The organism is Parahoeflea olei, assembly GCF_001703635.1.
Lineage (GTDB): Bacteria > Pseudomonadota > Alphaproteobacteria > Rhizobiales > Rhizobiaceae > Hoeflea > Hoeflea olei.
Genome location: NZ_LQZT01000049.1, coordinates 14101 through 27659, shown reverse-complemented (window position 1 = coordinate 27659; position 13559 = coordinate 14101). Strand labels below are relative to the sequence as shown.

Here is a 13559-nt window from a genome sequence, read left to right as displayed (position 1 = left end):
GCGCGACCTGATCCCGGAAGCGAAGCGGATGTTCAAGGGCTCGACCGACACGGCGCTGATCCGCCGCGGCCCGGAAAAGTCGTCGCTGACCTCCGACACGCCGGTCCCCTACCGCATCGCCGACCTGATGGCGCTGATCGACGAGCGCATCGGCAAGCTCGAGGGCCGCGCCGACAAGCCGCATCTGCGGTCGCTCAAGGTGCGCATCCAGGCCGCCATCAACGACCCGCGCTACGAGTTCATGTTCTCCTCGAACACGATCCACGACACCATCCTGCAGACCATCAGCCACATTTTCCGCATTCCCGGCGACGGTAAGCCCGTGACCACCTTCCAGCTCTCGGGCATTCCCTCGGAAGTGGTCAATTCGGTGGCCTCGATCCTGTGCCGGATGGCCTTCGAGATCGCGCTGTGGAGCGCCGGCGGCGTGCGCATCCTGGTGGTGTGCGAAGAGGCCCACCGCTATGTCCCCGCCGACCCCGAACTCGGCTTCTTCCCGACCCGGCAGGCGATTTCGCGGATCGCCAAGGAAGGCCGCAAATATGGCGTCAGCCTGGGCATGATCACGCAGCGGCCCGGCGAACTCGACCCCACCATCCTGTCGCAGTGCTCGACCGTGTTCGCCATGCGGCTGTCGAACGACCACGACCAGGAGATCATCCGCTCGGCGATCCCGGACTCCTCGGCCTCGACGATGAGCTTCCTGTCCTCGATCGGCAATGGCGAGGCGATCGCCTTCGGCGAAGCGGTTCCGGTGCCGATGCGCATGATGTTCGAACGGGTCTCCGACGATGTGCTGCCGCGCGCCAATGCCGGCCTGCAGCCGGTCCGGCGCGGCGATCCCGGCGGCGTCGACCTGCGCAAGATCGTCATGCGCATGCGCCATATCGACGAGACCGCGAGATCGCCGGTGCCCGGCCCCCTGTCGGGCGTGCCGCAGACAGAGCAACTGCCGTCGATCGATCCGGTCCCCGAATTCGGCATGGCGCCGCCGCGCCGCCGCTTCACCGACCAGGACCCCTATGCCCCGCGCGTGCCGGGACCCGGCGCCGGCGACCATGCCGCCGCCGCGCCCGCCCCCTCCGCTTACGCGCCCGCGCCCGCGCCGGATCGCGGCCCCGGCGAGGCTTATGGCGCTCCCGGGACGGCACATCCCCGGCATGAATTGAGCTCGCTGCGGTCGAGCCTGCTCAAGAAGCCGCTGTCGTCGCTGCTCAAGGATTAGCGGCCGCCCCCTTGACCTGCGCCGCCCGACGCGGTGTCCTCGGCTGCAGACAGGCGCGAGACGCCCCGAACTGCAAAGCAGAGGTTCGCCCATGCCCTCCCCGACAGCGCCATGGTGGCAGACCGCCACCGGCTACCAGATCTATCCGCGCAGCTTCTGCGACTCGAACGGCGACGACATCGGCGACATCCCCGGCATCATCTCCAAACTCGATCATCTCGCCGATCTCGGCATCGGCTTTATCTGGCTGTCGCCGGTCTACCGCTCGCCGATGGCCGACAACGGCTACGATATCGCCGATTATCGCGACATCGCCCCCGACTTCGGCACGCTCGAGGATTTCGACACTCTGGTCGCGGAAGCGAAGCGCCGCGGCATCCGCATCGTCATGGATCTGGTGGTCAACCACACCTCCTCGGCGCATGCCTGGTTTCAGGCCGCGCGCGCGAGCCGCGACGCGCCCGAGCACGACTATTACATCTGGCGCGATCCCGGCGCGGATGGCGGGCCGCCCTCGGAGCGCAAATCCTTCTTCGGCGGGCCAGCCTGGACCTTCGTCCCCGAGGTCGGACGCTACTACCTGCACCTGTTCAGCCCCGCCCAGCCGGACCTGAACTGGGCCAACCCCGCGCTGCGCGCCGAAATCTATGCGATGATGCGCTTCTGGCTCGACCGCGGCATCGGCGGCTTCCGCATGGATGTGATCGACCTGATCGGCAAGGACATCGACCGCGGCTTCTACGATGGCGGGCCGCACACGTTCCGATATCTCGCCGAAATGCGGGCGGAGACATTCGGCGGCCGCGATGTGGTGACCGTCGGCGAAAGCTGGAACGTGACGACCGGGACCGCGCTTGCCTTCTGCGGCAAAGAGGGCGCACTCGACATGGTGTTCCAGTTCAACCATGTGGTCGAGGGCTGGGACCCGGTCTACGGCAAGTGGAAGCCCAAGCCCTTCGACCTCGTCGCCTTCAAGCGCGTGCTCGGCGCCTGGCAGGAGGCGCTTGCCGACGACGGCTGGAATTCGCTGTTCCTGTCCAACCACGACCTGCCGCGGCAGGTCTCGAAATATGGCGACGACGGTCTCTACCGGGTTGCCTCGGCCAAGATGCTGGCGACCGTGATGCACCTGATGAAGGGCACGCCCTTCGTCTATCAGGGCGAGGAGATCGGCATGACCAACACCGCCTTTTCCCGCATCGACCAGTTCCGCGACGTCGAGACGCTCGGAAACTACGCCGACGCCATCGCCGCGGGCACCGCGCCTGAAGACTTCATTGCCGGGGCCAATGCCAATGGCCGCGACAATGCCCGCACCCCGATGCAGTGGAGCGCCGGCGAACAGGCCGGGTTCACCACCGGCACGCCCTGGATCGAGGTCAATGCCAATCACACGGAGATCAACGTCGCCGCCGACCGCGCCGACCCGGACGGGATCTTCGCCCATTACCGGTGCCTGATCGCGCTCAGGAAGACGCTGCCGGTGGTCGTGCACGGCAGTTTCCGGATGGTTGGCGCAGAGGATGAGGCGGTCTTCGCCTATGTCCGCGACCACGACGGCGAGCGCCTGGCCGTGGTCGCCAATTTCAGCGGCACGCCACGGGATTTCGTGCTCGATGCGGACCTGGCCGGCAACGGCGAATGCCTGGTCGCGAGCCACGGGCCCCGCGACCGGCTCGAAGCGCATCTGCGGCTTGCGCCCTACGAATCCTTCGCCGTGCTTTTCAAGCAAGGGTCCGCCGCCGCGCCGTGACGCCCGGTTCATGGCGCTGGCAGCCCCCTGCCCGGGGCCTGCCAGTGCCATGGAGGAACCTGCGAACGGAATCCCTGGCTCAGGCCGCGCAGACGCGGTTGCGGCCCTGGCGCTTGGCTTCGTAAAGCTGCTTGTCGGCGCGGCGGTAGAGTTCCTCGCCGCTTTCGGAACCGTTCCAGATCGCCAGCCCGGCGCTCACCGTCACCTTGAGCGTGACATTGCCGTTGCGAATATTGAGTTCGGCAACGGCCTGCCGGATCCGGTCCGACAGGTTGTAGAGCTGGCGTTCGGTGATATTGGGCGACAGGATCGCGAATTCCTCGCCGCCCAGGCGCGCCACCACGTCGTGGTATCGCGTGAAGATCTGCAGGCAATCGGCGACCTGGCGCAGCACCTCGTCGCCGACATCGTGCCCATGGCTGTCATTGATGGCCTTGAAATGGTCGAGATCGAGAATGGCCATGCCGATCGGCTTGTCGATGCGGCCGAAGGCGGCCAGATATTCGGTCAGCGCATCGTCGAAATAGCGGCGATTGTACATGCCGGTCAGGCCATCGGTGACGGCGGCGTGCTCGAGCGACTGCGACCGGATCGAGAGCGATTCCGTCATCTTCTGCAGCTTGCCGCGTTCGCGCAGGCCGCGCGACATGATCGGGAAGATCAGGAACAGGCCGCAGACCACCGACAGCGCCGCCAGCACGGCCGCCATGAAGGCGAATTTTCCGGCCGTGTCCACGCCGCCCACGACCGCTCCACCCGTGGCCGCCGAATAGGCAAGCCAGGAGAAGGCGCCGCCGAGACCGACAAGCCCCATCAAAAGGAAGAAGAACAGTTCGGCCTTGTGAAAACGCATGCGATCCCGGTGTGTTTGATCACGAGGACCTAATATATCGGCAAGCGGTTATGTTTACTTTAACGCAATGTCTCGCTTTGCAGGTAGTGCCGCAGGTTCAGGACGGCGTTACACGCTGCCAGCGCGCATCGAGCTGGTTGCGGAACCAGGTCAACTGGCGTTTTGCATATTGCCGGGTTGCAGCGCTTGCCAGATCGACGGCATCGGCGAGCGAATACTCGCCGGCGAGATAACGCGCGAGATGGTTCACGCCGATCGCCTTCATCGCCGGATGCTGCGGCGGAACGGCCAGCGCAAGCAGCGCCCTGACCTCGTCAAGCGCGCCCTCGTCGATCATCTGCGCGAAACGGGCGTTGATGCGGGCGTGCAGCGCCGGCCGGTCGGGATCGAGCACGATGCAGTGCGCCGTGTCGGCCTCGATCACCGCCGCGCCGCCGCGCCCCTGAAACGTGCTGATCGAACGGCCGGTGGCGCGCACCACTTCGAGCGCGCGCAGGATGCGCTGCCGGTCGGCCGGCCGCAACCGCTCCGCCATCGGCGGATCGAGCCGGGCAAGCTCGGCATGCAGGGCCGCAACGCCCTCGCTTTCGAGCCGGGTGCGGAGTTGGGCGCGCAAGGCATCGGGGATCGCCGGCATGTCCGAAAGCCCGCCGGTGAGCGCGCGGAAATAGAGCCCGGTGCCGCCAACCACCACCGGAAGCGCGCCCCGGGCGCGGATCTCGCCGATTGCCGCGCGGGCCTGATCGAGCCAGATGCCGGTCGAATAGGCGGTGTCGGGCGGGACATGGCCGTAGAGATGATGCGGCACCTGTTGGAGGTCCGCGCCGCGCGGCCGCGCGGTCAGGATCTCCAGCACGCCATAGACCTGCATCGAATCGGCATTGACGATCTCGCCGCCGAGATCGCGCGCCAGTTTCAGCGCCAGCGCGGACTTGCCGCTGGCGGTCGGCCCGGCTATCAGGACGGCCGAGATATCTTGTCGCCGGAGTTCGTGTTCCATGGCCCTCGTTGCCACGCTTGTCGCCAATCCGTCAAATCCCGTTCTCACGCCAGCGCTCGGAGAGGCGGCGTGCCGCGCTGTCGACGGCAGCGGCCTGTACTGGCTCGCCGACGGAATCGCCTGCGATATCGCGCTCAAGGACGGCACCGATGCCGCAGCCGCGCTCGCCGCGCTGCGTGCGCTGATCGGCGACGCCCCGATCGACGCCGCCGTGCAGGTGGCCGAAACCCGGCGCAAGAAGATTTTGATCGCCGACATGGATTCGACCATGATCGGGCAGGAATGCATCGACGAACTGGCCGCCGAAGTCGGGCTCAAGGAGAAGGTCTCGGCGATCACCGCGCGCGCCATGAACGGCGAGATCGCCTTCGAGCCCGCGCTTCGGGAACGGGTCGGCCTGCTCAAGGGCCTGTCCGAAGCCGTGATCCGGCAGGTGATCGACAGCCGCATCACGCTGACGCCGGGCGGCCGGGAGCTGGTGGCGACCATGCGCGGCCAGGGCCATTACACCGCGCTCGTTTCCGGCGGTTTCACCGCCTTCACCTCGGTAGTGGCCGGCATGATCGGCTTTGACGAAAACCGCGCCAACATTCTCGAAAGCGAGGCCGGGCTGCTCACCGGCGTGGTGCGCGAGCCGATCCTCGGCAAGCAGGCCAAGGTCGATGCGCTCGAGGACATCGCCGCCCGGCTCGGGCTCGATCCCGCGGACGCGATCGCCGTCGGCGACGGCGCCAACGATCTCGGCATGCTCGGGCTTGCCGGCACCGGCGTGGCGCTGCACGCCAAGCCCTCGGTGGCGGCCCAGGCCGATATCCGCATCGACCATGGCGACCTGACCTCGCTTCTCTATCTGCAAGGCTACCGCCGGACCGATTTCGTGACGTCATGAAACAGGCTGCGACGCTCGAAACCGAACGGCTCCGGATCCGGCACTGGCGCGACACCGAGGACGACCGCCGGTTCTTCCACCGGGTCAATTCCGAAGACGCGATCATGACCTTCTTCCCGTTCCGGCGCAGCCGCGCGGAGGCGGACGCGGTGTTCGAGATGGTCCGCGCCCGCATCGCGGAGGACGGCCTCGGCTGGGCGCTGGCCGAGGACCGCGACACCGGCACGCCGCTCGGCTTCACGGGGCTTGCGAAGATTCACAACGAAGAGGCGATCTGCCCGGGCGTCGAGATCGGCTGGCGCTTCGTGCCCGAGGCCTGGGGCAAGGGGCTTGCGAGCGAGGCCGCCCGCGCGCTGCTGGCGCATGGGTTCGACGACCTGGGGCTCGAGCGCATCGTCGCCTTTGCCGTCCGCGACAACCACGCCTCGACCGCGGTGATGCGCCGCATCGGCATGACCGCCCGGCCGGATCTCGACTTCGACCATCCCGGGGTTCCCGACACCCATCCGCATCTCAAGCGCCATGCGCTCTACGAGATGTTTGCCGGCGACCCGCGCCCGTAGACCGCGGTCAGCCCGATCCTGCCGGGGCCAGGGCAACGGAGCAGTGCCCGGATATCTTGCCGCGAGCGGCCCCGGGATGGAGCGCACGGGCGCGGTCAGACCAGAAGATCGGCGGCATAGGCTTTCAGGATCCACTCGGGCAGGAGCGGCGCAGCGGTGACAAGGCGTCCACGGGCAAAGACAAGCATCTGCCGCGGCGGCCTGTTGAGACCCGAATTGTCGAAAACCATGCCCCGGTCCGCCCGCAACACCGCCTCGCGGATCAGCGGTTGCCCGCGCTCATACCGGGCGCGGATCTTCTCCTCGGGTACGGCATGCCCGCCTTCCCCGGCGCAGAAGTTCACACGCGCCACCGACAGATCGGCGCTGCCGACGCCCACATGCAGCACGACAACGAGGTATCCCTGCGCCCGGGCCGTTGCGATGAGGTCGAGCTTTGAAGCGTGCGAGAAAACGGTTTCGGTGGCAAAGCTGCGGCCCGCCTTCAGGAGTTCCGCCCGCCGCTCATCGGCCATCCGGGCGGCCCGGTAGGATGCCTGCATCGACGGATCCCGAAGCTCGTCGCGCTGGATCATGTCCGCATTGACGAAAGGACCCGCGAAGGCGGGAGCGACGCGGGTCTCATACAGCGTGGATTTTCCGGCGCCATTCGGCCCGGCCAGCACAACGAGGCTTGGCCTCAAGGGGCATCACCCTCTTTGGCATGGACGAGGTTGCCGCCCGCATCGAGCCCGACGCCCCGACCGAGCGCCTGACGCCGGGCGTGAAAGGCGTTCTCAGAGTCCGAAGGTTGCGCCATCCTCTCGACGAAACCATCGAGCCAGGCAGCCTCCTCTTCCTCCCCCAGCTGCGTCGTATCGAGCTTGCCTTCGAGTGCGGCGGTGATGCGCGCATGATCGAACCGGCCGGAGTGTTCGATTGCCCGGCCGATCTTCAGCCAATGGGTGATCTGGCCGGCAGTCGAGCGGCTGTGCAGTTCTGCTTCGCGGCGGACCAGCGCCATGATGTCATCGCCAAGCTTCACGGATTGCGCCATATCGAGCTCCCTTTCCGAGCCAAAGGTAGCAAAATGCCACCCCAAGCTCAAGGGAATGCGCGCGCTCTGCCCGAGCCGGATCCGGAGCGCCTGCAAAACCCGGACGCTTTCCCTGCGAAACGAAAAGGGCGGCCCGAAAGCCGCCCCCGCAATCCCGCCTGTTGCCCGCGGATCAGTCCATGCGGACGGTGACGAAGCGCAGCTCGCCGGTCGGGCCTGCAAGCATCAGCAGCGCGTTGCGGCGGCCGTCCTGCTTGAGCGCCGCGATCCGCTCCTGCACCTCCTGCGGCGTCTTGACCGACTCCTGGGCGATCTCGACGATCACATCGCCGGGCTCGATGCGCTTTTCCGCGGCGGTGGAGTCGGGGTCGACGGCGGTGATCACCACGCCCTCGACATCCTCGGCGATCTGGAACTCCTGGCGGCTGTCGTCGCCGAGTTCGGCGAGCGTCATGCCGAGCACGCTCAGCGTCTGCGGCGCTTCGCCGACTGGACCGCCGTCGTCGCCCGTGGTCTCGTCGCCCGCGTCATCGCCGTCCTCGAGCCGGCCCAGCGTCACCTGGACGGTTTGCTCCTTGCCGTCGCGGATGACCACCACGTCGACGGCCTTGCCGACCGGGCTTTCGGCGACCACGCGCGGCAGGTCGCGCATCTCGTCGACCTCGCGGCCGTCGAAGCGGATGATCACGTCGCCGGCCTTGATCGAGCCGTCGTCGACCGGGCCGCCGCGGATCACGCCGGCCACCAGCGCGCCCTTGGCGTCGGCCATGCCGAGGCTTTCGGCGATGTCCTCGGTCACCGGCTGGATGCGCACGCCGAGCCAGCCGCGCCGGGTTTCGCCGAATTCGCGCAACTGGTTGATGACGTTGAGCGCAAGCTCGGTGGGCACGGCGAAGCCGATGCCGATGGAGCCGCCCGAGGGCGAAATGATGGCGGTGTTGATGCCGATCACCTCGCCATTCATGTTGAACAGCGGCCCGCCCGAATTGCCGCGGTTGATGGCGGCGTCGGTCTGGATGAAATTGTCATAGGGGCCGGAATTGATGTCGCGGCCGCGCGCCGAGATGATGCCGACGGTCACCGTGCCGCCGAGGCCGAAGGGATTGCCGATCGCCATCACCCAGTCGCCGATGCGCATGGATTCGGAATCGCCGAGCGGCACTTCGGTGAGCGGCTTGACCGGCGTGACCTTGAGCACGGCCAGATCGGTCTTGGTGTCGGCGCCGACCAGCTCGGCCTTGAGCTTGGAACCGTCGGCGAAATTGACCTCGATGTCGTCGGCGCCGTCGATGACGTGGTTGTTGGTGACGATGATGCCTTCCTTGGCATCGATCACGAAGCCGGAGCCGAGCGAGGAGACCTTGCGGTTGCGCGGCCCCTGCCCGTCCTTGTCACGGAAGAATTCGTCGAAGAAATCCTGGAAGGGCGAGCCTTCGGGCGCCTGCATGCGCGGCTGGGTGCGGCCTTCGCCGCCGACATTCTGCGAGGTCGAGATATTGACCACCGCATCGAGCAGCCCCTCGGCAAGGTCGGCCACAGAGGCGGGTCCGCTGTTGGATTGCGCCAAAGCCGGCTGGGCTGCGGGCGCGGCCAGAAGCATGGCCGCGGCAAAGGCCGTCCTGACTGCGCGTAAGCGAATGTTCCTCATGAGACGGTCTCCTTGAACGACAGGGCAAGGTCAGGATGTGACCCTAAAATATGGCGCAATTGTTTCAGGTCCAGTCACCGATGCGGCACCGGCCACCGGCGCCCTAAAGATGCCGCGCCAGATAGACCGCGCCGACGCCGAGCGCGAGCGCGACCACCCCGAACAGGCGCAGGTGCTCGTCGCCGAGCCGGGGCAATTGCTCCGCCATGCGGCGGATAAAGGAAGGGGCCAGCGCATAGGCCAGCCCCTCCACAACAAGCACAAGTCCGACCGCCAGAAAGAAAGTGCTCACCGGCGATCATCTCCCGCCTTAGTTCGCCGGTGCGGCGGCACCGGCCGCCGGAGCGGTCGTCGCGCCGGCAGCGGGCGAAGCCGGCTGCGTCGCCCCGATCGCGGGGGCGGCCGAGTTGAAGTAGCGGAAGAAGTCCGAGGACGGCGCCAGCACCATGGTGGTGCCGGTGTCGGCCAGCGACTGGCTGTAGGCGTTCATCGAGCGGTAGAACTCGAAGAATTCCGGATCGCGCGAGAAGGCCTCGGCGAAGATCCGGTTGCGTTCACCGTCGCCCTCGCCTCGGATGATTTCCGAATCGCGGGTGGCTTCCGAGACGATCTCGACGACCTGGCGGTCGGCGATGGCGCGGATACGCTGCGCCGCCTCGTTGCCGCGGGCGCGGATCAGCTCGGCCTCGGCCAAACGTTCGGCCTTCATGCGTTCGAAGGTCTGCTGCGAGACTTCCTGCGTGAGGTCGGTCCGACGGATGCGCACGTCATCGATCCGCAGGCCGAGCGATTCGGCTTCGGGACGCAGCTGGTCGCGCACTTCGCGCATCATCGAGGTGCGCTCTTCCGACAGGGCCGACTCGAAGCCGCGCAGACCGTAGACGGTACGCAGCGCCGAGTTCAGACGCGTGCGCAGCCGGGATTCGGCGGCGACCAGGTCGCCCGACACCGTCTGGCGGAACCGGCGGGCATCGGCGATCTTGTAGAGCACGAAGGCATCGACTTCGTAGAACTTGCCGCCCGAGACCTGGACACGGATGTCCTCGAGGTCGAAGCGCAGCACGCGGTCCTCGACATACTGCACGGTGTCGGCGTCGATGAAGGCGAAGGGCAGCTTGAAATAGAGCCCCGGCTCGGTCTTGACGTCCTGGATTTCACCGAAGCGGACGACGATGGCCTGCTCGCGTTCGTTGACGACGAAAACCGAGGACCAGACCAGGAAGACGATGACGGCCAGCAGGCCGATGATAAGTGGAAGACGATTACCCATTAGTTGTTGCCTCCCGCATTCTTGCGCACTTCAGGCAGCGGCAGGTAGGGCACCACGCCGGCGCCGTTGCCGTCCTGTTCGATGATGACCTTGTCGGATCCGCCCAAGACCTTTTCCAGGGTCTCGAGATAGAGACGCGACCGGGTCACCTCCGGCGCCTTGGCATATTCTTCGTAGACCGAGAGGAAACGGCCGGCTTCACCGGTCGCCTCGTTGACGACGCGATCCTTGTAGGCGGAGGCTTCTTCGCGAAGCCGGGCGCCTTCACCGCGGGCCTGGCCGAGTTTCTGGTTGGCGTACTGGTTGGCTTCCTCGACGAAGCGGTCCTCGTCCTGCTCGGCGCGCTGCACCTCGTCGAACGCGTCGGCCACTTCGCGCGGCGGCGCCGCGTCCTCGATCGAGACCTGGTTGATGGCAATGCCGGCGGGGAAGGCGTCCATGCCGGACTGGATGATGGTCTGCACTTCCGCCGCGATCGCCTCGCGGTTGTCGCGGAAGATGTCCTGCGCCGGACGGCGGCCGACCACTTCGCGCATCGCGCTTTCGGCGACCTGGCGCAGCGTGTCCTCGGGCCGGGCCAGATTGAACAGGAACGCCTTCGGATCGGAGACGGTGTAAAGCAGCTTGAACTCCACATCGACGATGTTCTGGTCGCCCGACAGCATCAGCCCGTCGCTCGAACCTGCGCGCGAGGACCCACCGGTGCTCATTTCGCGCTCGACGATGGTGGCCATCTCGACGGTTTCGAAGGGCCAGAAGATCATGTGCAGACCGGGCTGGGAGATCTCTTCCTTGGGCTTGCCGAACCGCCGCGCTCGTCCGGCTGGACGGTGTAGATCGACTGGGTCAGCCAGAGGCCGACGAGGCCGAGCACGACCAGGCCCGCGACCAGCTTGGTGCTGCCGGAGCCCGAACCGCCGCCACCGCCGGGCAGCACTTCGCGCAGCTTGTCCTGGCCGCGCCGGATCAGTTCCTCAAGGTCGGGCGGATTGCCGCCACCGCGTGGCGGTTGCGGTCCCTTGCCCCACGGCCCCTGATTGTTTCCTCCGCCTCCGCCGCCGCCCCATGGGCCGCCGCCGCCTCCGTTCTGATTGCTCCAGGGCATCAAGACCTCTTTTCAAACCGTGTTGTGCCGCACCGGGAACAGACCTTCCCCGGCGCGCGCGTTGATGACGTTATAGGTATGGTATCCCGCGCTTTCAACGCGGCATCGCGCGTTCCGGGGCCGATTGGGCATTATTCCGGTCGAATTGTCGCGGCTGACGGCGCCAGACGGCGAAACGGACGGAATGGCTGTCTTTTTCGGACCTTACGGGATCGGACAGGCTCAGCCTCTGCCACTTCGCCGAATCGATCTCGGGGAACACCGTGTCGCCCTCGATCTCGGCATCGACTTCGGTGAGCCAGAGCTCGTCGGCCTGGTCCATGGCCTGGGCGTAGATCTCGCCGCCGCCGATCACGCAGACCTGGCCGGCGCCGGTTTGGGCCGCATGCCGGCGACCGAGATCGAGCGCCGCCCCGAGGCTGCCCGCGGCCTCCACGCCGTCGGCGGCAAAGCCGGAGCGCGAGACCACGATGTTGACGCGCCCCGGCAGCGGCCGTCCGATCGACAGATAGGTCTTGCGGCCCATGATCACCGGGGAGCCGAGCGTCACCGCCTTGAAATGCTTCAGGTCCGACGGCAGCCACCAGGGCATGTCGCCGTCGCGGCCGATCACCCGGTTGCGCGCGAGCGCGGCGACCAGCACGATCTTTGCGTCCGGGGTCGGGTTGGCCGCCATCGCGCTCACACCGCGATCGGCGCAGAGATCGCCGGATGGGGGTCGTAGCCTTCGAGGCTGAAATCGTCATAGGTGAAGGCGAACAGGTCGGTGACCTCCGGGTTGAGCCGCATGGTCGGCAAGGGGCGGGGCTCGCGGCCGAGCTGCAGGCGGGCCTGGTCGACATGGTTGTTGTAAAGATGCGCGTCGCCCAGCGTGTGGACGAAATCGCCGGGCTCGAGCCCCGTGACCTGCGCCACCATCATGGTCAGCAGCGCATAGGAAGCGATGTTGAAGGGCACGCCCAGGAAGATGTCGGCGGAGCGCTGGTAGAGCTGGCAGGAGAGCCGGCCATCGGCCACGTAGAACTGGAACAGGCAGTGGCACGGCGGCAGCGCCATGTTGTCGACCTCGGCCGGGTTCCAGGCGGTAACGATGTGCCGGCGCGAGGACGGGTTGGTCCTGATCTGCGCCACGACACCCGCGATCTGGTCGATCGAGTGGCCGTCGGGCGCCGGCCAGGAACGCCACTGCGCGCCGTAGACCGGTCCGAGATCGCCGTTCTCGTCGGCCCATTCGTCCCAGATCGAAACGCCGTTCTGCTTGAGATAGGCGATGTTGGTGTCGCCCTTGAGGAACCACAAAAGCTCGTGGATGATCGACCTGAGATGCAGCTTCTTGGTGGTGAGCACGGGAAAGCCCTCACCGAGGCGAAACCGCATCTGGTGGCCGAAAACGCTGCGCGTGCCGGTGCCGGTGCGGTCGTCGCGGTCGGTACCGGTCTCGAGGACCAGGCGAAGGAGATCGTGATATTGCTGCATGGGGGCCGCTTTGTGATTCGAGGTCGGGGCGATCCTAATCCATGCCGGACGCAAATCCGACCCGGTTCCGGCGCGCGCGGCGCCGCGGTCCACAGCCCGTGCGCCCGCCCGCGGGTCCGCCGCGTCCCGCGCCCTGCCGCAATCCTCGCCTTGCGCTGGCTTCCGCCCCTTTTTCGATCGCGCCTCTGGGCGCCCCCTTTCAATTGCCGGCCGCGCCCCCTATATTGGCAGTGCTGCGCAAGCAGCTATGACAATAAACGAGCGTTGCAATAAACCATTCGGACCCGGGGGCGGTACCCGGCGCCTCCACCATGATCCGGCCCTGAGCCGCAAGCGGGCCTTTCGGCCGGATGATGATGGGGGCGAAACAGGATCGACGAGGGCGTAAAGAGCGACTTTTTGTCCGGCATTGTACCACCGTTATCGGGCTAAACTTGTAGTTGCAAACGACAACTATGCGGAAGCTCGTCTCGCTGCCTAACCGCGGTGTGACACTTCACTTCAAGTCCTAGGGGGTCGCACTCCTGGGCGGGGTTCGGAGGTACCTGGCAACAGAAACCTCCACTTCCTTTCTTCCCTCCTCTCAAGTTTCCGGCCAGCTCATCGCCCCGTCCGACACCATCGGCCGCCCCGGACCAGCCGCGCCCGACGCAACGAGGCCGCGCCGTTTGCTGGCCAGTGGCGCAGCATCGCGGTCCCTGCCCCGGCCGACCGACGGGCAGCCCCTCCCCGTCCGAACCA

The 13559-nt window shown here is 66.8% G+C and carries 13 protein-coding genes, 1 other RNA gene and 1 pseudogene; 5 read left to right on the top strand and 10 right to left on the bottom strand.

All coding sequences use genetic code 11. The features are described from left to right. Together AWJ14_RS22915 and AWJ14_RS19980 are read left to right on the top strand one after the other, a co-directional pair. Positions 1-1225 (top strand): ATP-binding protein (locus AWJ14_RS22915; protein WP_245304385.1); only part of this gene is annotated, 1225 nt, incomplete at its 5' end. Positions 1226-1316: 91 nt separating this feature from the next. Continuing rightward, positions 1317-2978 (top strand): alpha-glucosidase, encoded by a 1662-nt coding sequence (locus AWJ14_RS19980; protein ID WP_066183698.1) that lies wholly within the window; start codon positions 1317-1319, stop codon positions 2976-2978. Positions 2979-3057: 79 nt separating this feature from the next. Here the strand turns inward: AWJ14_RS19980 and AWJ14_RS19975 are convergent, their stop codons facing one another. Continuing rightward, entirely contained in the window at positions 3058-3831 is a 774-nt protein-coding gene (locus tag AWJ14_RS19975; protein WP_066183695.1) for a GGDEF domain-containing protein, read from the bottom strand. 97 nt (positions 3832-3928) lie between these two features. Continuing rightward, the gene (gene miaA / locus AWJ14_RS19970) at positions 3929-4831 is read right to left on the bottom strand and encodes a tRNA (adenosine(37)-N6)-dimethylallyltransferase MiaA (protein ID WP_066183692.1); all 903 of its coding nucleotides are present in this window, start codon (positions 4829-4831) and stop codon (positions 3929-3931) included. Between miaA and serB the strand changes: the two genes are divergently transcribed. Then, positions 4830-5720: a phosphoserine phosphatase SerB gene (serB, locus tag AWJ14_RS19965; RefSeq protein WP_066183688.1), complete on the top strand. Its 891-nt coding sequence runs from the start codon at positions 4830-4832 to the stop codon at positions 5718-5720. The genes miaA and serB overlap by 2 nt on opposite strands. Next, a complete protein-coding gene (locus tag AWJ14_RS19960) occupies positions 5717-6283 on the top strand; it encodes a GNAT family N-acetyltransferase (protein ID WP_066183685.1) in 567 nt (188 codons plus the stop codon). Before serB ends, AWJ14_RS19960 begins: the two co-directional genes overlap by 4 nt. Before the next feature lie 95 nt (positions 6284-6378). Here AWJ14_RS19960 and AWJ14_RS19955 read toward each other — a convergent pair whose 3' ends face one another. From AWJ14_RS19955 to AWJ14_RS19920, 8 genes and pseudogenes are all read right to left on the bottom strand, one after another. Beyond that, positions 6379-6966 carry an ATPase gene (locus AWJ14_RS19955; protein ID WP_066183683.1) on the bottom strand — a complete coding sequence of 196 codons (588 nt, stop codon included), beginning with the start codon at positions 6964-6966 and terminating at the stop codon, positions 6379-6381. Continuing rightward, complete coding sequence (locus AWJ14_RS19950) at positions 6963-7319, bottom strand: TA system antitoxin ParD family protein (protein WP_066183682.1); 357 nt, start codon at positions 7317-7319, stop codon at positions 6963-6965. Before AWJ14_RS19950 ends, AWJ14_RS19955 begins: the two co-directional genes overlap by 4 nt. 172 nt (positions 7320-7491) lie before the next feature. Further along, the gene (locus tag AWJ14_RS19945; protein WP_066183680.1) at positions 7492-8967 is read right to left on the bottom strand and encodes a DegQ family serine endoprotease; all 1476 of its coding nucleotides are present in this window, start codon (positions 8965-8967) and stop codon (positions 7492-7494) included. A gap of 103 nt (positions 8968-9070) precedes the next feature. Further along, positions 9071-9259 carry a DUF2065 domain-containing protein gene (locus tag AWJ14_RS19940; RefSeq protein ID WP_066183678.1) on the bottom strand — a complete coding sequence of 63 codons (189 nt, stop codon included), beginning with the start codon at positions 9257-9259 and terminating at the stop codon, positions 9071-9073. 18 nt (positions 9260-9277) lie between these two features. Then, positions 9278-10237: a protease modulator HflC gene (gene hflC / locus AWJ14_RS19935; protein ID WP_066183675.1), complete on the bottom strand. Its 960-nt coding sequence runs from the start codon at positions 10235-10237 to the stop codon at positions 9278-9280. Further along, positions 10237-11342, bottom strand: a pseudogene (gene hflK / locus AWJ14_RS19930) (FtsH protease activity modulator HflK). The gene hflC and the pseudogene hflK overlap by 1 nt, the downstream one beginning before the upstream one ends. 94 nt (positions 11343-11436) lie before the next feature. Beyond that, positions 11437-12018, bottom strand: coding sequence for a dihydrofolate reductase (locus AWJ14_RS19925; protein ID WP_066183672.1), 582 nt, complete (start codon positions 12016-12018; stop codon positions 11437-11439). A gap of 5 nt (positions 12019-12023) precedes the next feature. Then, positions 12024-12818, bottom strand: coding sequence for a thymidylate synthase (locus tag AWJ14_RS19920; protein WP_066183670.1), 795 nt, complete (start codon positions 12816-12818; stop codon positions 12024-12026). Between the two features lie 193 nt (positions 12819-13011). On the opposite strand from AWJ14_RS19920, the gene ssrA reads away from it, so the two are divergent. After that, positions 13012-13384, top strand: a transfer-messenger RNA (tmRNA) gene (ssrA, locus tag AWJ14_RS19915). Positions 13385-13559 lie beyond the last annotated feature (175 nt).

Coding starts and splice junctions, on each gene's coding strand:
- AWJ14_RS19980 (WP_066183698.1), top strand. CDS start 1,317: ATGCCCTCCCCGACAGCGCCATGGTGGCAGACCGCCACCGGCTACCAG.
- AWJ14_RS19975 (WP_066183695.1), bottom strand. CDS start 3,831: ATGCGTTTTCACAAGGCCGAACTGTTCTTCTTCCTTTTGATGGGGCTT.
- serB (WP_066183688.1), top strand. CDS start 4,830: ATGGCCCTCGTTGCCACGCTTGTCGCCAATCCGTCAAATCCCGTTCTC.
- miaA (WP_066183692.1), bottom strand. CDS start 4,831: ATGGAACACGAACTCCGGCGACAAGATATCTCGGCCGTCCTGATAGCC.
- AWJ14_RS19960 (WP_066183685.1), top strand. CDS start 5,717: ATGAAACAGGCTGCGACGCTCGAAACCGAACGGCTCCGGATCCGGCAC.
- AWJ14_RS19950 (WP_066183682.1), bottom strand. CDS start 7,319: ATGGCGCAATCCGTGAAGCTTGGCGATGACATCATGGCGCTGGTCCGC.
- AWJ14_RS19945 (WP_066183680.1), bottom strand. CDS start 8,967: ATGAGGAACATTCGCTTACGCGCAGTCAGGACGGCCTTTGCCGCGGCC.
- hflC (WP_066183675.1), bottom strand. CDS start 10,237: ATGGGTAATCGTCTTCCACTTATCATCGGCCTGCTGGCCGTCATCGTC.
- AWJ14_RS19925 (WP_066183672.1), bottom strand. CDS start 12,018: ATGGCGGCCAACCCGACCCCGGACGCAAAGATCGTGCTGGTCGCCGCG.
- AWJ14_RS19920 (WP_066183670.1), bottom strand. CDS start 12,818: ATGCAGCAATATCACGATCTCCTTCGCCTGGTCCTCGAGACCGGTACC.